We start from the raw sequence: 20,640 nt of genomic DNA on the forward strand, positions 1-20,640 counted from the left end.
AATTATGGAACGTAACGAATTTATCAAAAGCCTTGGCCTTGGAGTGGCGTTAGTTTGCACAGGTGCTTGTTTTTCTGCCTGTGGTAAAAAAGGTTCAGGGGAAAGCCCGAATCCACCATCTGGTGGAGGTGGAGTGCCATCAGGAACTACTGCAAGCATAGATTTAAATAGCCAGTTGCTTGCTGTGGGTGCATCAACGGTTGTTAACGGAATTCTCTTTATACGTATAGCTACCGGAAATGTTGTGGCCGCTTTTGCAGCAACCCAGGCGGTTTGCCCACATCAGGGAGGTACTTTGAGTTTTATCCAGGCCAACAATTTTATCCAATGTAGCTTGCATGCTTCAAGATATAGTACTACCGGGGCCATTTTGGCGCAACCCAGTGATGGTGGCACCACAAGTGCCCTAAAAGTATATCCACTTACTTTAACAGGAAGTACATTAACCGCAACAGCATAGTTGTTTTTTATTTTTAGGATAAAGCAGTATCAATAGCGTGATACTCCTTTTTATTTTACTTAAAAATGGTTAAATTTATATATCTGATTATGTTCCGGGCACGATTTATGGAATATACCGGTTTTGGGCATCTATAAGTTGTTATTAAATAAAACACATGATTATGAAACCATTAAAATCGATATTGACCGCTGCACTCATCCTGGTTGCGGCTCAAACATTCGCACAAACCGATAAAGAAACCACGTTAAGGATTGTAAAAGATAAAACCTACACTTTTGTGGCCAATACAGCGATACCCATGTCCAACACAGATATTAACAAGGTATTAAACATGATGCCGGGTGCTCAGGGTGGAGGTTCCATTAACCTAACCGGATCTCAATATGATGTTAGGATAACACCTGATAGTGTAATCGCCTATTTACCTTATTATGGAAGAGCTTTTAACGCCCCCATGAACCCTAGTGAAGGTGGAATAAAGTTTACCTCTAAGGATTTTACCTATAAAGAGAGTAAAAATAAAAGGGGTAACTACACCATTCAAATTAATACGAAAGATACCAAGCAGGATAATTATAATCTCACACTGAGTATCTCTACAACCGGCTATGCCTCGTTAACGGCAAGTAGCAACAATAAACAGCCGATTATGTTCAATGGATACCTGCAAGAACCTAAGAAGAAAGATTAATTCAGGAAGTTTCCTTGCGGAAATACCCTATCAAACCCAATAAAACGCAAAACGCCCGGGTGCTTCACACCCGGGCGTTTTTTTCTTTTGTCAGCCCCCTATTTCTTAACCAATTTAATTTCGAAAATATGTGGCCATTTTTTGCCCGTAACAAATAACCTTTTACCTGCTTTATCATAAGCAATTCCGTTAAGTACATTGTTGGCAACGGCATCTTCGGTTTTGAAATATCCTTCTGGTAATAACCCGGATAAATCTGCTCTCCCCTCAACCACCCCGGTTTCCGGATTGATAATTAAAATATAATTGGTGGTGTACACATTCGCATAAATCTTCCCATCAATGATCTCCAGTTCATTCAAATTATCGATCTGACTTTTATTATCAAAAACATCAATTGAGCCTGTTTTACTGTAATTATTCTTATCCAAAAAGAAAATCGTATTTGAACCATCGGTATTGTACACCTTTTGACCATCGAAAGCCAATCCCCAGCCTTCTCTTCCTGTTGTATACTGAAATTCGCTCAGTTTCTTAAAAGTACTTTTATCATAAACAAAACCAACTTTTTCCCTATAAGTAAGCTGAATAATCTTATCTCCGATTACCGTAATTCCCTCAGCAAAATATTGCTTGTCCAAATCGGCTTGTTGCAGTACTTTTCCCGTTGGCGGATTTACTTTACGCAAGCTTGAATGGCCGTAATCGCCGGCACTTTCATAGAAAAAGCCATCGTGATATTCTAAACCTTCAACATAAGAAGAGGTGTCGTGAGGTAGCGTATTAACAACCTTGTAGGTGTATTCATCCGGGGCTTTGGCAGATAAGATATTCACATTGGAAGTCAAATCTTCCGATTTCCCTTCACCATATATCTTGGCCGTAATTAAATGATTTCCAAGCTTTAGCCCTGCTGTTTTAAACAGCACTGCTGTAGTATCCGTTTTAACAAAAACCCGGATAGTATCCATCAGATAAACTACTGAATCTACCTTCCTTTCACTGCCAAAAAGCACTTTTACTTCAAATTCCTTTCCTGAGGCAATGTTCTGGCCAATCATTGGCGAAACAAAGCTTCTGTAAGTTGTTGGTTTGTCCTGACGACAAGCAATTGCTAAAGATAAAATAGCAAATAGGACTAATAATTTTTGAATCGGATTAATCTTCTGGCCAAAAAGCATCTTCAATATGGTTTAACGTGTAATGATTATCTTTTGTAAATGTTATTGCAATTATATCAAATCTAATCTCATTTTGATGGTTCATCAGCTCGATATAGGCAAGGGATGCGGATTCCAGTTGCTTTTGTTTGGCTGTGTGTACAAATTCCTCCGGCTGCCCAAAGGCTACAGAGCTCCTGGCCTTAACTTCTACAAACACCATCAAGCCTTCCTTATAGGCAATGAGATCAATTTCTGCCTTTCCATGTGTCCAGTTTTCCTCTAAAATTTCAAAGCCTGCGTCTTCAAGATAGGTTTTAGCAATACTTTCTCCATGTTTGCCCAGCTCATTGTGTAAAGCCATATATTACCTATTTAACAATCACCGAACCTAGAAATTTAGATATTTCCCGCTCCACTCCTTTTATCACCCCATAACGTTGCATGAGAATCATCTGGTTGTCATTATCCTTCTCTTCCTTAATCTCTTTTAAAAGATTTCCTAAAATCTTATCAACCTTTTTCTTTTTTAGGTGGAATATACCACCCAAAATCGTTGCTTTAAGATTCATGGATTCATCTTTAACATAAATAAGGTGTTTATTTAACCAATTTTCACTCAAGGCATAGGGCGAAGTAGAAAGCGTAATGGCTAAATCTGCAATTGCGTGATCCTGATGCTTAATAAAATGATTGGCTGTTGGTAACCTGCCATTATCTATTTCCTGTTTATAGTAGTCGATAATTTGCTTACAGATGGGATCTTCAAATTCAACATCGGCTAAGTTCTGCATGACAAACGAACCAATGTACATGTCATCAATCTTATCCCAATTTACCAACTCATGCCCATAAGCCAGCAGGAGCCTTATGATTTCCTTTTCCTGAACTTCATCTTTTTCAGCTACAGGTTCGCCAAAGCCCGAAGGCCCGGCATTATCATCCCATAAATCATCAGGCGGACCAAGTGGCTCTGGTGGTCCTCCGCTAAAAGCCGGGTTTCCACTAAAATTAGAATGACTACCCGCGGATCTGTTATTGCTTTCGAAAGTCTTTTTACTTTTTGTTGAACGCATTTTGTTCAGTTCAGTTAGTAAAATTCTTTCTTCTATCTCTAAAAGACTGCTACACTCCCGGATAAACACCGAAGCTTTTATGGGATCAGGAATTTTAGCAATACTCTCAACAATATCACGAATAATTCCTGCCCGTTTGATGGGGTCGTTTCCGGCCTCTTTTAGCAAAACATTGGCTTTATAGAGAATAAAATCCTTTCTATTGTTTTCAATGTAAATTTTAAACGCTCCTGCACCCACATGATGCATGTATGAATCGGGATCATGCCCATCGGGGAAGGAAACAATTTTAACATTCAGTCCTTCCTCCAGGATCATATCTAAACCGCGCAATGATGCTTTAATCCCCGCAGCATCGCCATCAAAAAGAATGGTTACATTTTGGGTAAACCGACCAATCAATTTGATTTGCTCGGTTGTTAGTGAGGTTCCGGAAGAGGCTACCACATTTTCTACCCCGGCCTGATGCACCGAAAGTACATCAGCATATCCTTCAGCTAAATAACAGTTATCCAGGTCTCTAATCGCTTTCTTGGCATGAAAAAGGCCGTAAAGCACATTGGATTTATGATAGATATCACTCTCAGGAGAGTTGACGTATTTAGGAACATTTTTATCGGTTTTTAACGTCCTGCCCCCAAAACCGATTACCCGCCCGGTAAAGTTGTGTATAGGAAACATTACCCGACCACGGAAACGATCGTAGATCTTTCCCTTATCATTCTTGATCGATAATCCCGTTTGCTCTAAAAATTCAAGTTTATGCCCTGCATTGGTTGCACTTGAGGTTAATGCCTCCCAGACATCAGGAGAATAACCTACTTCAAATTTTTTAAGAATATCTTCTCTAAACCCACGCTCCTTAAAATAACTTAAACCAATTGACCGCCCTTCATCTGTATCCCAGAGTTGCTTAACAAAAAACGCTGAGGCATATTGAGAAACAATGTATAAACTTTCTTTGGCATTTTGTGCTTCAGTATCTTGCGGACTAAGTTCAGTTTCCTCTACCTCAATATTATATTTGTTCGCTAAAAACTTCAGTGCCTCGGGATAGGAATACTTCTCATGATCCATGATAAACCTGACCGAATCTCCTCCCTTACCACAACCAAAACATTTGTAAATGCCTTTGGTTACCGATACGTGAAATGAGGGGGTTTTCTCGCCATGAAAAGGGCAATTACCGATTAAGCTGGTACCACGTTTTTTCAAGTGCACAAAATCTCCCACCACCTCTTCAATACGAGCGGTTTCCATTATCTTATCTATCGTTTCCCGATTTATCATATATTTCTAAAGTTCACCCTCGCTGAAAGTAAGGACGAAACAATCTTGGTTTTATTATTTCATTCTATTTGTTTGAGCCCCAATTTATTACCTTATATAGTATAATCGGATTGCTTCAGCCTACGCTATTCAGTTTTGCAATCCAAAACATTCAAAATATTTACTTCACTAAAGGCAACAACTGATCTGCTACCAATTTATTGCCTTGTTCATTCAAGTGTACCCTGTCCGTTGTTAAAATTCCTTTTTCTTTATCATCTGCATTGTTTTGGGCTTCGTATTCAGTAAAAACTTTTCTTAAATCACAAAGTGGAAGGTTGTTTTTTGCGGCCAGATTTCTTATGCCCTGAGCGTATTTGTTCAAGTCGGCATCCAGTTCATTTGTACCATCCTTTTTCTCGCCAACAACTGATGGCGTGCAGAGTACTACCTTACTTCCAGCACCTTGTATCTTATTAATTAAAGCCTGATAAAACTTAAAATATTTATCATAATCTGTTCCGGTATGCGAAGTTTGTTTATGCCATACATCGTTAATGCCCACATAAATAACTACCAGATCAGGTTTTTTATTCAATACATCATCTTCTAAACGGAGATAAAGATCGTAAACTTTATTCCCACCAATTCCAGCCCCGATTACGTCATAGCGGGTAGAATCTAAAGATTTTTTAATTAGTGTAACATAGCCATTTTTAGATACCCCTTGTTGAGTAATAGAGTCGCCAAAAAAGATAATCCTTTTAGGTTTAAATGTCATGGAGGTTAAAAAAAATAAGCTGGTTAGCAATAAAATGCTCGTTTTAAATAGGGTTTTCATGGTTCTTAAGGTTAAACCATAAAGATAATAAATCTTTTAAAGCTACTTCTGTTTTTCGAGGTGGTAGTCTTTGTGAAGTACCAGAAAGCTAGCGCGTTCTTCCTTTTTAAAGGGAACATTCCAATTGCCCTGATAAGTAATTTTTGTAGGTAATTTATCTTCGCCGAAATAGCCCATTTCGATATTCATCTGAACATCAAAATCGAACAACATATTGCTATATTTCATATCAACATACCTACCGAGGATATTAAAGTTACGCTTATCAAAAATGGTTACCAGCTCCTTAATCATAATACCATCCTTTGTCCAACTGCTTAAATCAGGCTTTACAGAAACCTTAAAGCGATAAACCGGGATCGAATCAAGATAAGTGGCTGAAGTAAATCCATAGTCGTAATACTGGCGCATATTGGCACTAAAAATCTCCGTTTTACTCCCTATAAATGGAATACCTTTAACAGGACGCCCAGGGTTAAAAATCAATGTTTTCAGTTTATCTTTATAACTTTCGTTAGTACCACCACCTTTTTTCCCATCCATTGGGGCATTCTTAACGAAATCGGTACTATAGGCATTCATAAAAATGTAATCAAACATCTCTACCGTATAAAGCTGATATTTCCCGTTTTTCTTATACATCTTACCTGTATCCTGCTTAACCAGGTATTCTAATTTATACGGACCGCTATTGTTATGACGTATTTTTCTATAAATACGGCCATTAACTTTATTCTTCTTATCATAAGTGTAAATGCGGTTTTCAGCGATAAAAGTATAACGCTTCATATCCCTGAATGACTGGTAAAAAGAAGTATCGTTAATGATTTTATTGATAAAGGTTTCCACATTCAAGCGTTCTGCCTTGATATTTACAGCAGAATCGAGGGTAATGGTTTTAAGTGTATCCGGGTTAAACCGTGATATTTCCTGAGTATAGCCAACAAATACGCAGAATGTTAACAAAAAGAACAGAAATATTTTCTTCATACCTGATGTACTGACAAAAACGATGCCCGTTTAAAAATGGAAATAACTGAGCATGCAAACCAGATTATTTACAATGCTCAATTGTATAAATTAGCGCTAGTTTCCGAGTTGTTTCAGCGTGATGTAAGCCATAAGTCCGGTAGATATCTTAAGCGCATCCTCATCAATATCAAACTTCGGCGTATGTACAGAGTGCATGGTATCCTTCGCTGCATTTCCTGTACCCAACCGATAAAAACAGGCATTTGTTACTTGCGAATAAAAGGCAAAATCTTCTGCCGCCATCCAGATATCTAAATCGACAACATTTTCCTTTCCTAAAAAATCCTCCGCAAATTGCCTTGCGTTTGCAGTTAGCTTTTCCTCATTAATTAAAAACGGATATCCTTTATGAATATCGAAATCGCAGCTACCGCCCATACTTTCAGCTATACCTTCTGCCATTTTCTTCATGCGCCTGTGTGCTTCTGCTCGCCATTCTTCATCCAGGGTTCTAAATGTACCCTCAATTTTAACCTCATTTGGGATAATATTGGTTGCACCATTTGCAATTACCTTTCCGAATGATAGCACGGAGGGTAAACGTGGATCGGCATTACGGGATACAATTTGCTGCAAAGCGATAATGATGTGAGAGGCAATAACAACAGGATCAATATTTTGATGCGGCTGCGCACCGTGGCCACCTTTACCTGTTACAGTTACATAAAGTTCATCAGTAGAAGCCATATAAACCCCGGAACGGAAACCAACTTTTCCACTTTCAATCATCGGCATTACATGCTGACCAACAATGGCCTGAGGTTTTGGATTTTCGAGCACACCTTCTTTAATCATGATACTGGCTCCACCGGGAAGTAACTCTTCCGCTGGCTGAAAAATCAATTTGATTGTACCACCATATTCATCTTTCAATTGATTTAAAATATAAGCAGTGCCTAAAAGCGAAGAGGTGTGAACATCATGTCCACAGGCATGCATTACACCATGATTTTTAGATTTATAAGGCTTATCATTGGCTTCATGAATGGGTAAGGCATCCATATCAGCTCGCAGAGCGATAATCTGATCAGAAGGTTTGTTTCCTTTAATTAAACCCACTACACCCGTATTGGCGCAAGATGTAAACTCAATGCCCCACTTGGTTAATTTATCCTTAACAAATAATGAGGTTTCAAATTCTTTAAATGATAATTCCGGGTTTGCGTGCAGGTGGTGGCGAAAACCCACAACATCATTGAAAATATGGCCAGCTAATTCTTGAATCTTATTTTTGATCATTTGTATTGGTCTCTAAGGTTGGTGCATTGATTTTTTCCCTAAAAATAAATAAAGTGGGGAAGCTGGGACGTAATTCGCTAATTAAGCGCTGCGCTTCCAGCCTTGTTCTGAAATCACCTACCCGAACGTAATAATTAGGTTCTTTGTAGGTTATATAAGTATTTAATTTAGGGTAACTACTTTTAAAGCGGGCTTGCTGGTTAAAAACTTCCCGTCTGTCAGAACCATAGAAAACCTGAACGCGATAACCGTAGGCAGATACAATGGGTTTATTGGGTTTTACCTCGCCTGTGGTTCTGTAAACTTCAGCCCGCCTGGCAATCAGACTATCTATTAACGGATCTTTTATCACAATCACTTCGCCCTTTTGCGCAAACGCTGCTACAGACAAAAGTAAACATCCAATAAAAGTAAAAACGTATTTCATGTTCTAATCAATTAGGCTATTCTTAAACAACAAGAATGCCAAATATTTGCAAAAATCGGCATTCTTTGTGGGGTATGCAAATGGAATCGAGGCTAATATTTTACATGAAGTATATGCAAGGTTAAAAACTAAAGCTTGTTTAAATTCCGATTCGAGAGACCACGAACCAGGGAGTTAAGTGAAACCTTAACTTTCTAGCATTAGAGTCGCTACAAACAGAGGATAGGCAACAGTCATTGCTAATTGTTACCGATAATCAATAAAAAAGGCTACATCGCAATGATGTAGCCTATATTCATTTTAAAAATTTCTACTTAAAGATTAGCACCGTGGCAGTTTTTAAATTTCTTACCACTTCCGCAAGGACAAGGCTCGTTACGCCCAACTGTTGCTTCTTTACGAATCGGTTGCTGAGGAACCGCTTCACGTGTATCGCCAAATTCAATACCCGGCTCATCGCTGCCAAACTCTTGTTTGGTGGTTTGTAATTTAGGCTGTTTCTGTGGTGCAGGTGCTTCTCTTACCTGATCTGGCTCCTGCTGAACAGGGATTCCTCCTTTATATAAGAAACTTACTACTTCTTTATTTACAGCATTCAACATATTTTTAAACAGGTTAAATGCTTCCATTTTATAGATTACCAATGGATCTTTTTGCTCATAAACCGCATTCTGAACCGATTGTTTTAACTCATCCATCTCGCGCAGGTGCTCTTTCCAGCTCTCATCAATCAATGCTAACACAATGGTTTTTTCAAATGCACGAACCACTTCTCTACCTTTGTTTTCTATTGCCTTTTTCAAATCAACCGCCACTTGAATTCCGCGGATGCCATCTGTAAAAGGCACTACTATTTGTTCGATATGCGCACCACGCTCTTCATAAACCTGTGTTAAAACAGGTAATGACTGACCGATAATGGCATCAGATTTACGGGTATAGAAAGATTCTGCTTCTTCAAACAATCGCTCGGTTAACTGAGTGATGTTCCCTGATGAGAAATCTTTTTCAGTAATTGCTGTATCAAAAGAGAAATTCTTAATTACTTCTAATTTAAAGCCATCAAAGTTCGCCTCTTCTTTATACTCTGTTACAATATCCTCAGCTACATCGAACACCATGTTGTTCATATCTACATCTAAACGCTCACCAAAAAGTGCATTTTTACGTTTAGCATAGATTACAGTACGTTGAGAGTTCATTACATCATCATACTCCAACAAACGCTTACGAATACCAAAGTTATTTTCTTCTACTTTTTTCTGAGCACGTTCGATAGATTTGGTAATCATGGAGTGTTGAATTACTTCACCCTCTTCGATTCCCATCCGAACCATGATACTGGCTATACGCTCAGAACCGAACAAACGCATCAGGTTATCTTCCAGTGAAACGAAGAACTGTGAAGAACCCGGATCGCCCTGACGACCTGCACGACCACGCAACTGTCTGTCGACACGACGAGATTCATGGCGTTCAGTACCTACAATGGCTAAACCTCCCGCATCCTTAACACCTGGGCCTAATTTAATATCCGTACCACGACCCGCCATGTTGGTTGCAATGGTTACTGTTCCAGCCTGACCAGCTTCGGCAACAATATCAGCCTCTTTCTGGTGCATTTTAGCATTCAACACATTGTGTTTAATTCCACGCAACTTAAGCATACGGCTAAGTAACTCCGAAATTTCTACGGAAGTTGTACCCACCAATACTGGTCGGCCAGCTTGCGTGAGTTTCACAATCTCATCCGCTACGGCATTGTATTTTTCACGAACAGTACGATAAACGTAATCCTGTTCATCTTTTCTTGAAATTTGTCTGTTGGTTGGAATTTCTACAACATCCAATTTATAAATTGACCAGAACTCACCTGCTTCTGTGGTTGCAGTACCTGTCATACCGCACAGTTTGTGGTACATACGGAAGTAATTCTGCAAGGTTACAGTTGCATAAGTTTGCGTCGCATCCTCAACTTTAACGTTTTCTTTAGCCTCAATCGCCTGGTGTAAACCGTCAGAATAACGACGGCCATCCATAATACGACCTGTTTGCTCATCTACGATTTTAATTTTTCCTTCGTCAATGATATATTCTACGTCGATTTCAAATAAAGTATAGGCTTTTAATAATTGGTTTACAGAATGAATACGTTCAGCTTTAACTGAATAATCACGCATCAAAGCGTCTTTATTAGCAACCTTCTCATCCAATGGCAAGTCAGATTTTTCCAGTTCAGCTACTTCAGTACCTACATCCGGTAATACGAAGAAATGAGGATCTTCACCCGATTGGGTAATCAATTCAATACCTTTTTCTGTTAATTCTACCTGGTTATTTTTCTCATCAATGTAGAAGAATAATTCGGCATCAACTTTAGGCATATTTTTAGATTGATCTGCCATATAATGGTTCTCAACCTTTAATAATAATTGGCGAACACCTTGCTCACTTAAAAACTTAATTAAAGCTTTGTTTTTTGGTAAACCACGATAAGCACGCAATAAGGCTAAACCACCTTCGCCCTCTTCGGTTCCGGTATTACCTGCATTAATTAACTTTTTAGCTTCGTTTAATGCTTGGGTAACATATGCTTTTTGTGCGTTTACCAAACGCTCAATGCGGGGCTTTAACTCATAAAATTCATGCTGATCTCCAAAGGGAATCGGACCTGAAATGATTAAAGGTGTACGGGCATCATCAATTAAAACTGAATCGACCTCATCCACCATGGCAAAATGTAGCTTACGTTGAACCAGTTGGTCAGGTGTTTGCGACATATTGTCACGCAGGTAATCAAAACCAAACTCATTGTTGGTTCCATAAGTAATATCTGCAGCATAAGCTTTTCTTCTTTCCTCAGAATTTGGCTCATGCTTATCAATACAATCAACAGTTAAGCCATGGAACTCAAATAAAGGTCCGTTCCACTCACTATCCCGACGGGCAAGATAATCGTTCACAGTTACAACATGAACTCCCTGACCTGCCAAAGCATTTAAATAAGATGGCAAGGTACTCACCAGGGTTTTACCCTCACCAGTAGCCATTTCGGCAATTTTACCGCTGTGAAGTACAATACCACCAATTAACTGAACATCGTAATGAACCATGTTCCAAACCACTTCTGTTCCGGCAGCATCCCAACGGTTAGCCCATTGTGCTTTATCTCCTACAATTTTAACATTGTTTTTTCTGGCGGCGTAATCTCTGTCAAACTGCGTTGCTGTAACCTCTAAATAATCGTTTTCGCTTAAGCGGCGAGAGGTTTCTTTAACTACAGCAAAAGCTTCAGGAAGAATTTCTAAAAGCACTTTTTCAAGTTCTTTATCCCTTTCTTTACCTAAAGCATCAACCTCATCATACAAGGCTGTTTTTTGGTGAAGATCTAATTCTTCATTTTCAGCATCAGCTTTAAGCGCAGCGATTTTACCATCAATATCAGTTAAAAAGTTAGAAATTCTGCCTTTAAACTCAATGGTTTTCGCCCGTAACTCATCATTACTAATGGATGAGAGCTTGGCATACTCTTCATTTATCTTAACAACCAGTGGCTGTATACTTTTTATATCTCTTTCTGATTTACTTCCGAAAACCTTCGCTAAAAATCCTAACATTATATTTTAAATCGTATTTATTAATAAAAAATGGTGTGTTACAACAACCAAGCCATTGCTTTAGTTAAGTCAGTTTGGCAGTTGTAAGGGGCTAAAATTAAGGATATATTTTCTAATTGAATAGATATTAATGAGATAATAGCAATATTTATCAGATTGATTTTTCATTTAATATCGCTTTTGCATATTAAATGGGGTAATGTGCTTCACATTGCTACTGGTCTGCCAGCTAATCCCGCCTGTAAAACAGAAAATTAGGTCCGCATATACCGCTTACAATTCATTATTAAAAAGATTTGATCGCTATGATCGACAATCAATTGCTATTTTCGCATTTAAATTGAAAGAGATTGTACGAGATGTTTAGACCATCAATAAAGTGTATATCTATAATAAGGAGCAACATGGAAACTAATTTAGGAAAAGTATACCCTGCCAACGAACGTGGATTAACTGAAACATCGGCACTAAAGTGTTACAGCACGTTTAATTTTGAAAAGCACCAGGAAATGCAAAACAATCCATTTGCTGAACTCTTTCTTTTTAATGATAATTTTATCCCCGGAGGAAAGTTAACCTTCTATTTAGCTAAAGCAGATGCTATCCAGCTATTCCTGCCCATAATTGGTGGATTAGACATTGTTGCTAAAGGAGATGAATATGCCATTAAGACCGGGCAGATTCAGGTTCTCCTGATGGAGAAGGGGGAAGTTTTGGAAATCAGCAATCCTTACCCTACCGAGGCCATTAACTATTTACAAATCGGCCTCCAGACTGAAGCCTTTTTCTTTAAACAGAAAGAACCCTTTTATTTTAATTTAGAACAACATCAAAATCAACTCATTGAGATCATTGCCAGTTACAAGTTACCCTTCAAACTTAGCGCAGGATTATTCACTGAACATGAAGCAACTAATTACAAGCTTCAAAATAAACAAAGCAAGCTATTTATATTTGTTATATCAGGCGATTTTGAAATTGAAGGTAAAACGATACATACCAGAGATGGATTAGCATTGGAAAATATTGAAAACGCAGAAATAAAAGCTGTTAGTGAGAACGCCCTGATTATAATCCTGGAGCTAACACCGTAAAAGCATTCTGTGTTGGCTCCTTGCTTCTTACCCAGTCTTGATACCTGATACTAGCAGCTTGATACTTTTTTCGTAGTTAGTACATAGTCGTTAGTAGTTAGACATTGTGCCAAGTCGTCCCATCGCTGTCTTGATACCTGATACTAGCAGCTTGATACTTTTTTCGTAGTTAGTACGTAGTCGTTAGTAGTTAGATATTGCGCCTAGTCGTCCCATCGCTGTCTTGATACCTGATACTAGCAGCTTGATACTTTTTTCGTAGTTAGTACGTAGTCGTTAGTAGTTAGATATTGCGCCTAGTCGTACCATCGCTGTCTTGATACCTGATACTAGCATCTTGATACTTTTGTAGTAGTTAGATATTGCGCCTGGTCGTGCCATCGCTGTCTTGATACCTGATACCAGCATCTTGATACTAAACCCTACTTAAAAACCACCTCCGTTGCACCATATCCAAATTTTTCTTTCTGTGCATCCATATAAGTTTTTACCTGAGGGTTTTGACTAATCAGTTTATGAATCTTACTTCTTAGAACACCGTTACCTGATCCGTGTATGAAAGTAATCTTATCAAAATGGTGAACAATAGCTGCATCTATTGTACTTTGAAATACCGCCAATTGTATATTTAGCATTTCATCAGGTTCCAAAAAATGATAATCGTCCCGAAGTTTTTCTATATGCAGATCTACCTCCTTTGAAGGTACAGCTACTGTTTTCTTTTCCTCCGCTGTTTTAAAGAAGCTTTCTTTCAGCTTTTGAGCATCGATTAAAGGCGCTTGTTCATCCAACCTAATGATCCAGCCTTTTTGTTTCAACTGTGGCAAGTCTTTTTGTTCGACACTAAAGTCTTTTGCCCTAAATTTTTTAAGGAGGTTTAAAGGATTTACGGGTTTAACATCATCTTTATGATGGAGCAAAAACTGAAAGCTGAATTCTGGCCATATGTCCAGATCGGCTAAAGATGCCGAATAAATCAATGAAGAACTGAAAGATTCCAATACCCCATAAAAAACGCTGCTATACTTATCTTTACGGAAAGCATGAATAGAAACCAGCATGGTTGTGGGAGTTTGATTTTGCAGGTGAAAATGCACCACATTTCCTGCTTTATTATCGTTTGCTACGGCAACATAAATGCCATTTTCAACTTTACTGATTGCAGGAACATTAACAACAACCGGTTTGGGCATTTCTTCCTTTTCAATTTCAGTATTTCCATGTCCATGAACATAAGTGAGGTTACTTACAACAACAGGGATTTCAAAACCATCACTATCGGTAACCCCTAAAGTTTGGGCATCGATAATTTTAGTTACATATCCTTCTCTTTTCTCATCCACAAAGCGGACAAAGTCTCCTAGTTTAAATTTCATACCCTTCAAATTCAGTAATTCAATTGCAAATTACGATGCGCAATTTAGTTATTAAATGCACCTCTGGCATCATGAAATTAATTTTTTGGAAAAAATTTCAAACGATAGAAACATGATTTAATAAGTCTTTTGACGATCAGGCACTTTTCTCTTCCTGATTTAGGTAAGTTTTATCTCTAGCTTTACTTCATTACATTACTCTAACCAAAATATCATGAAAAGAACTATTGCCTTAATTACCGGGTTATTTGTTTTTATATGCAGTTTCTGTTATGCCCAAAATGTGAGTGTAAAGGGAACTGTTAAAGACAAGAACGGCGCACTTCCAGGAGTATCAGTTACTGTAAAAAACTCCAAAATTGCTGTCATAACCAATAATGATGGGAATTATACTATTGCTGTTCCTCAAAATGCAGTGCTGGTTTTCTCAGCTGTTGGATACAAAACTCAGGAAACAACTCTGGGCAATCGCAGCACCATAAATATTGTACTAGCCGAACAAGCTAACGACCTAACTGATGTGGTGGTAATTGGTTATGGAACGGCAAAGAAAAAAGACATCACCGGATCGGTGAGTTCTGTTAGTCTAAATAATGTTGAAAAAACGCCTGTTTTCGGAACAGCTCAGCTTCTTCAGGGACAAGCGAGCGGTGTTCAGGTAACGCAAACTAACTCGCAACCTGGCGCATCCTTTTCTGTCAGAATCAGGGGAACCAATTCTATTAACTTCAGTAGTGACCCCCTTTACGTTGTAGATGGCTTTGCAGGAGCTGACATTACGGCCCTTAACCCCAATGACATTGCTTCAATGGACATTCTTAAAGATGCATCTTCAACGGCAATTTATGGGAACAGAGGGGCAAATGGCGTAGTTATTATTACTACAAAATCAGGCTCTGCGGGAAAGAAAACTTTAAATGCTGAAGTTTATACCGGTTTTCAGCAGGTAGGCAAAAAGCTTGATATGATGAACGCTACAGAATTTGCCACCTATCTTAACCGGGTTACTGCTATTGTAACACCCACCGCTGCCCTACCCTTTACCCAAAGTCAAATTGATGCCCTGGGTGAAGGAACAGATTGGCAAGAAGAACTGTTTAGGGTTGCACCAATTACCAGCGCCAATCTATCACTAACAGGTGGTAGTGCAGACACTAAATACCTGGTAAGCGCTAACTTTTTCAATCAACAGGGCATCATTATTAATTCGGGCTATCTGAGGGGAACATTGAGATTGAACCTTACTCATAACATCAGTGAAAAAATCCATTTTGGTATTAATACCCAAATTTCCTTCGACAAGCAAAACCTGGCCAATGTGAATACCACTGGTGGTAGTACTGGTGGCACTTTATTAGATGCATTAAGAATCAGTCCAACAGTACCTGTATTTGATGCCAGTGGTGCATATTCGTTTCAAAATGCACCTCTTGGTTACACTACGGTTGTTGGCAACCCTGTTGCCGCAGCAAATCTGAATACTGATATTATGACCAATTTACGTCTGTTCGCCAATGCTTATGCCGATTATGACATCATTAAAGGATTGAAATTCAAAACCAGCATAGGCACGGATGATAAATTTACAAATGAGAAGATTTTCAGACCAAACACAACTTATTTAGGTGCGCAATCAGGAGGTTTCGCCCAGATTATCAATCCCATAAACTATAATTGGCTGAATGAAAATACATTGAGCTACAACACCATCATTAGTGGGATCCATTCTATAAATGCGCTTGCGGGATTTACTTACCAGGAATTCAGATTTAATTCGAGTACGTCTACCGCACAGCAACTTACCACAAACAATCTGGGGGTCGAAAACCTCTCTGTTGGTTCTAGTTTATCATCAGCATCCAGTGCAAACAAAAGTTCACTGGCCTCTTTTATCGCGAGATTAAACTATAGTTTACTGGATCGTTATTTATTAACAGCTTCTATCCGGAGAGATGGCTCATCATCTTTAGGACAAAACAGTAAGTGGGGTACTTTTCCATCTGTTGCCGCAGCCTGGAGGATCTCCAATGAAAGTTTCATGAAAAATATGACGAGTGTTAGCGATCTTAAACTACGTGTTGGTTACGGTGAAACCGGAAATGCAAACATTGGTCAGTATAACTCCTTACAACAGTACATTTTCAACAACTATGTGCTTAACGGAAATCGTGTTGTAGGTGTGTCTCCTGGCAATTTCCCTAATGCAGATTTACAATGGGAGGCAACTAAGGCATTCAACATTGGATTGGATTTAGGCTTATTTAAAAATCGTATCACTTTTACTGCCGATTACTACAATAAAAAGACATCACAATTATTATTCTTCAGAACAATTCCATCAACTACTGGTTTTGCAACTGCATTGGTTAACCTCGATGGCAACAATATTCAAAACAAAGGTTTTGAATTTGCTTTAAATACCATCAATATCAGCACTGAGAATGTAAAATGGAGTACCAACTTCAACTTCTCGCGCAACATGAACAAAGTACTGAGTATCGGCAATATTCCTTTTCAATTAACTGGTAATGTGAGTTCAAGCTTATATCCAGGAGGAAATACGGCTGGTATTTTGAAAGCCGGAAGTCCGATCGGTTCATTCTATGGTTACGTTTTTGATGGAATCTGGCAAACACAGGCAGAAATTACTGCCAGCGGACTGACCAATACCCTTAAACCAGGCGATCCTAAATACAAAGATCTAAACGGGGATAAAGTGATTAATGGCGCTGACAGAACGATAATTGGTCAGGCGGTTCCTAAGTTTAGCTATGGTTTCAACAGCAATCTAACTGTTGGGCGATTTAACCTGTTTTTATTACTTCAGGGCGTTTACGGCAACCAGATTATGAATGAAAACAGAGTTGAAGGGGAAAATGGAACAATATCTGATAATAAACTTGCATATGTATTAACCGAAAGCTGGAACGGCCCTGGAACAAGCAATACTTTACCAAGCCTGGGTAGTACTTTACGGAGAAGTATTGGCCCTACAAGTGATATATTGGAAGATGGAAGCTACTTGCGCTTCAAAACCATTACCTTAACTTATGACTTGCCTTTACCTAAACTGAGTTCGGTCTTCAAATCAGCCAGCATTTATGTAACCGGACAAAATTTATTTACCATAACCAAATACTCAGGCTACGATCCGGAAGTTAACGCGTACTCAAATTCTGCTGGTAATTATACCTCATTGGGAATGGACTACAACCCGTACCCAAATATAAAAACGTATTCATTTGGCATCAAATTAGGGTTCTAATCACTTAAGCAAAATAACATGAAAAAGATATATTTATTGAGTGCTTTTATGGGTTTAGCATTCATATCCTGCAAAAAACAACTGGAAGAAAAACCTTATAGTATTTTAACCAATACCAATTTTTATCAAACAGCTACAGACGCACAAGCGGCAATCAACGGCGCACTAAGCCAGCTTCAGCCACAGGCGTATTACCAGCGAACCGTATATATCATGGGCGAGCTGTCTGCAGATTGCCTGATGCCATTACTTACCCAAAACCAGGAACGCATTGATATGTTTAAGTTTACCTACGGGCCAAACAATATTGAGATTAATAACTGGTGGCAGAACAGCTATAAGCTTATCAGCAGGGCAAATGATATTATCACCAATGTACCTCAGATAAGTATGGATGTTTCGGCGCGGAATAATATTATTGGAAATGCCCTGTTCTTACGCGGCATGGCCTACTTTGATCTGGTAAAAGCCTTCGGAGATGTTCCATTGATTACAACACCCATATCGGGGATTTCTGATCCTGATCTACTTCCAACCAGAACAATTGCTTCTAAAGTTTATGAACAGGTAATTGCCGACCTGAAAGCTGCTGAAACCAACTGTTTTACTGAAGACAAAATTACTTCAGCAAATAAAGGCATGATATCTTCAGGGGCAGCATCTGCCATGTTGGCGAGGGTTTATTTACAAAGGGCTAGTACTGCTTTTGCTGATCCTAGCGACAATCAGAATGCATTGGCACAATGTAATAAGGTAATCGCCTCCAATACCTACAAATTAATGACCGATTACACTGATGTTTTCAATTGGGATAAGAAATATTTCCCAACACAAACGGAAAATATATTTTCCGTTCAATTCGGAAATAACGCTTCAAGTACCACCCAAAATATTACCATAAGGATGTTTTCGCCTTCAGGGTTAGGAGGATCTGGCTCATTTACGGCCAATCCTTATTTTTTCAGCAATGGATATTTCGGACCAGACAAACGTAAAGCTTGGAATCTGGCAGATAAGGTAGGTGCAGCCACAGTTACGCCATATATTTACAAGTACCGTGATGCACAATGGGTTGCAGGCTCCAATAATTCACGCATGAACTGGATTGTACTGCGTTATGCCGATGTTTTAATGATGCAATCTGAGGCAATGAACAACATCAATCCGAATGACCCTAATAAATTTAACGGATTAAATGCGGTTAGGGATCGTGCTGGTATGAATGCTTATCACCTGGATTTGGTCAATACACCCACATCAAGTGCATTTATAGATACATTGGTGAAAGATCGTGCCCGTGAACTATGTGTAGAGGGACATCGCCGCTGGGATCTGATTAGACTTAAAAGGCTGCAGCAGGTTGTAAAAATTGCTAATGGAGTTACCGTTACCGATGATCAGCTTCTGCTTCCTTTACCACAGGCAGAAATGGATGCCAATACCAATTTGAAACAAAATAAAGGATACTAATTAACCATTACAAAATTCCGGGGTGCATTTATCCGCCCCGGGATTTTTATTAATGCCTGGTATCGTTTCCATGGTAAATGCTTAAATAGCTTTCATATCTCGATATGGCAATTTCTCCCTCATTTACGGCTTCCATTACCGCACATCCGGGTTCGTTTACATGACGACAGTTATTGAAACGGCAATTGTGAGAAGTTTTAAAAATCTCCGGAAAGAAATGACCCAGTTCTTCTTTTTCAATATCGATAATCCCCAACTCACGAATACCTGGCGTATCCACAATAAAACCACCTTGTGGGAGCTCAAACATTTCAGCAAAAGTGGTAGTATGTTGCCCCTTGTCACTCCATTCAGATACCTCTCCTGTCCGCAAATCGCGATCGGGCAATAGTGCATTTATCAAGCTGGATTTCCCAACTCCCGAATGACCTGAAATGAGGGTAATTTTATTGGTAATCAGTTCCTGGATAACTGGAATGTTTGTTCCCTTTAAGGCAGATACTTCATAACACGGGTAGCCTATTGATTCATATATATCTTTAAATTCCTGAAGAATTTCGAGTCCTTTCGGACTAAAGAGATCGAGTTTATTAAATACCAGAACAGTTGGTACATCATATGCTTCGGCAGTAACCAGGAAACGATCGATAAAACCCAGCGATGTTCTGGGCGAAGCCAATGTTACCACTAAAATGGCCATATCCAGGTTGGCAGCCAAAATTTGTGCCTGCTTGCTTAAATTAATCGATTTTCTGATGATGTAGTTCTTGCGGGGCAGCAGTTCATTGATTAGTCCTGTTTGCCCATCGCGTTCAAAATCAAACTTCACCCGATCGCCAACCGCAATGGGATTGGTTGTTTTAATTCCTTTAATTCTGAACTTTCCGACAATGCGACAGTCGTAACGTTCGCCATTATCGGCCAAAACGTTATACCAGCTCCCGGTAGATTTAATTACTAATCCCTGCATATTTTGCAACAAAGGTATGAATTAGTGATGGAAAAAGGTGGTGGTTAAAAATGGAACACATTTATAAGCTATTCCTTTTGATTCCCCTTCTAATTTAGGAGGGGAAAGGGGTGGTTAATATCAAATTGAACTTTCCCTTCCTTTTAAAATCTTACCTTCGTTTCGTAAATAAGCATTATGAATAACTTTAAAATAATAGGAATTTCAGTGGAAACCACTAATCAAGATAACCAGGCGGCAACTGATTTAGGCCAGCTTTGGGAAAAGTTCTACGCCGAAGAAATATTCAATAAAATCCCCAACAAAGAAAGCGAAGAAGTTTATGCGGTTTATACCAATTATGAAAGTGATTTTACAGGAAAGTACACCACTATTATCGGACAAAGAGTAAGCACCTTAGCAAACATCCCTGAGGGATTAATAGGCAAAGAAATCAAAAATGACAAGTTAACAAAATATATAGCTAAGGGAGAAATGCCGGGTGCAGTAATAAATATATGGAAAGAAATTTGGGCAAATGACCAGATCTTAGGCAGAGCCTATGAAGCAGATTTTGAAGTTTATGGATCAAAATCTCAAAATGGCCCGGATTCAGAAGTTGAAATTTATATTGGAGTTAATATATAATGGTTGCTCCATTTATCCCACTA

At 38.8% G+C, this 20,640-nt stretch carries 16 protein-coding genes; 6 read left to right on the forward strand and 10 right to left on the reverse strand.

What is annotated here, in order from left to right; translation table 11 throughout:
* Nucleotides 1–4: 4 nt before the first annotated feature.
* Together ACQY77_RS09750 and ACQY77_RS09755 are read left to right on the forward strand one after the other, a co-directional pair.
* Nucleotides 5–460 (forward strand): ubiquinol-cytochrome c reductase iron-sulfur subunit, encoded by a 456-nt coding sequence (locus tag ACQY77_RS09750; protein ID WP_421942332.1) that lies wholly within the window; start codon nucleotides 5–7, stop codon nucleotides 458–460.
* 163 nt (nucleotides 461–623) lie between these two features.
* Nucleotides 624–1,154, forward strand: a complete 531-nt coding sequence (locus tag ACQY77_RS09755) for a DUF4251 domain-containing protein (RefSeq protein ID WP_421942331.1) — start codon at nucleotides 624–626, stop codon at nucleotides 1,152–1,154.
* A gap of 98 nt (nucleotides 1,155–1,252) precedes the next feature.
* On the opposite strand, the gene ACQY77_RS09760 is transcribed toward ACQY77_RS09755, so the two are convergent.
* The 8 genes from ACQY77_RS09760 to secA all read right to left on the reverse strand — a co-directional run bounded on the left by ACQY77_RS09760 (nucleotide 1,253) and on the right by secA (nucleotide 11,815).
* Nucleotides 1,253–2,335: a glutaminyl-peptide cyclotransferase gene (locus tag ACQY77_RS09760; protein ID WP_421942330.1), complete on the reverse strand. Its 1,083-nt coding sequence runs from the start codon at nucleotides 2,333–2,335 to the stop codon at nucleotides 1,253–1,255.
* On the reverse strand, nucleotides 2,313–2,678 hold the full coding sequence (locus ACQY77_RS09765) for a YraN family protein (protein WP_421942329.1): 366 nt from the start codon (nucleotides 2,676–2,678) through the stop codon (nucleotides 2,313–2,315). The genes ACQY77_RS09760 and ACQY77_RS09765 overlap by 23 nt, the downstream gene beginning before the upstream one ends.
* Before the next feature lie 7 nt (nucleotides 2,679–2,685).
* Nucleotides 2,686–4,680 (reverse strand): DNA primase, encoded by a 1,995-nt coding sequence (dnaG, locus tag ACQY77_RS09770; protein ID WP_421942328.1) that lies wholly within the window; start codon nucleotides 4,678–4,680, stop codon nucleotides 2,686–2,688.
* A 160-nt stretch (nucleotides 4,681–4,840) separates the two neighbouring features.
* Nucleotides 4,841–5,500 (reverse strand): SGNH/GDSL hydrolase family protein, encoded by a 660-nt coding sequence (locus ACQY77_RS09775; RefSeq protein WP_421942327.1) that lies wholly within the window; start codon nucleotides 5,498–5,500, stop codon nucleotides 4,841–4,843.
* Nucleotides 5,501–5,542: 42 nt separating this feature from the next.
* Nucleotides 5,543–6,490: a hypothetical protein gene (locus ACQY77_RS09780; protein ID WP_421942326.1), complete on the reverse strand. Its 948-nt coding sequence runs from the start codon at nucleotides 6,488–6,490 to the stop codon at nucleotides 5,543–5,545.
* A gap of 96 nt (nucleotides 6,491–6,586) precedes the next feature.
* Nucleotides 6,587–7,771 (reverse strand): M20 metallopeptidase family protein, encoded by a 1,185-nt coding sequence (locus tag ACQY77_RS09785; protein ID WP_421942325.1) that lies wholly within the window; start codon nucleotides 7,769–7,771, stop codon nucleotides 6,587–6,589.
* Nucleotides 7,758–8,198, reverse strand: a complete 441-nt coding sequence (locus ACQY77_RS09790) for an SPOR domain-containing protein (RefSeq protein ID WP_421942324.1) — start codon at nucleotides 8,196–8,198, stop codon at nucleotides 7,758–7,760. The genes ACQY77_RS09785 and ACQY77_RS09790 overlap by 14 nt, the downstream gene beginning before the upstream one ends.
* 314 nt (nucleotides 8,199–8,512) lie before the next feature.
* Nucleotides 8,513–11,815, reverse strand: a complete 3,303-nt coding sequence (gene secA, locus ACQY77_RS09795; protein ID WP_421942323.1) for a preprotein translocase subunit SecA — start codon at nucleotides 11,813–11,815, stop codon at nucleotides 8,513–8,515.
* A 404-nt stretch (nucleotides 11,816–12,219) separates the two neighbouring features.
* Here secA and ACQY77_RS09800 point away from each other — a divergent pair, with 404 nt between their 5' ends.
* Nucleotides 12,220–12,909, forward strand: a complete 690-nt coding sequence (locus ACQY77_RS09800) for a hypothetical protein (RefSeq protein WP_421942322.1) — start codon at nucleotides 12,220–12,222, stop codon at nucleotides 12,907–12,909.
* A 422-nt stretch (nucleotides 12,910–13,331) separates the two neighbouring features.
* Here ACQY77_RS09800 and ACQY77_RS09805 read toward each other — a convergent pair whose 3' ends face one another.
* Nucleotides 13,332–14,285 carry a Smr/MutS family protein gene (locus tag ACQY77_RS09805; protein ID WP_421942321.1) on the reverse strand — a complete coding sequence of 318 codons (954 nt, stop codon included), beginning with the start codon at nucleotides 14,283–14,285 and terminating at the stop codon, nucleotides 13,332–13,334.
* 214 nt (nucleotides 14,286–14,499) lie between these two features.
* Between ACQY77_RS09805 and ACQY77_RS09810 the strand changes: the two genes are divergently transcribed.
* A complete protein-coding gene (locus ACQY77_RS09810) occupies nucleotides 14,500–17,550 on the forward strand; it encodes a SusC/RagA family TonB-linked outer membrane protein (RefSeq protein ID WP_421942320.1) in 3,051 nt (1,016 codons plus the stop codon).
* Between the two features lie 18 nt (nucleotides 17,551–17,568).
* Complete coding sequence (locus ACQY77_RS09815; protein WP_421942319.1) at nucleotides 17,569–19,020, forward strand: RagB/SusD family nutrient uptake outer membrane protein; 1,452 nt, start codon at nucleotides 17,569–17,571, stop codon at nucleotides 19,018–19,020.
* A gap of 49 nt (nucleotides 19,021–19,069) precedes the next feature.
* Here the strand turns inward: ACQY77_RS09815 and rsgA are convergent, their stop codons facing one another.
* On the reverse strand, nucleotides 19,070–19,990 hold the full coding sequence (rsgA, locus tag ACQY77_RS09820; protein WP_421942318.1) for a ribosome small subunit-dependent GTPase A: 921 nt from the start codon (nucleotides 19,988–19,990) through the stop codon (nucleotides 19,070–19,072).
* A 177-nt stretch (nucleotides 19,991–20,167) separates the two neighbouring features.
* On the opposite strand from rsgA, the gene ACQY77_RS09825 reads away from it, so the two are divergent.
* Nucleotides 20,168–20,617: a GyrI-like domain-containing protein gene (locus ACQY77_RS09825; RefSeq protein WP_421942317.1), complete on the forward strand. Its 450-nt coding sequence runs from the start codon at nucleotides 20,168–20,170 to the stop codon at nucleotides 20,615–20,617.
* The last annotated feature ends 23 nt before the right edge of the window (nucleotides 20,618–20,640 follow it).

Origin of the sequence: Pedobacter sp., from assembly GCF_965279535.1 — a bacterium.
Classification (GTDB): domain Bacteria; phylum Bacteroidota; class Bacteroidia; order Sphingobacteriales; family Sphingobacteriaceae; genus Pedobacter.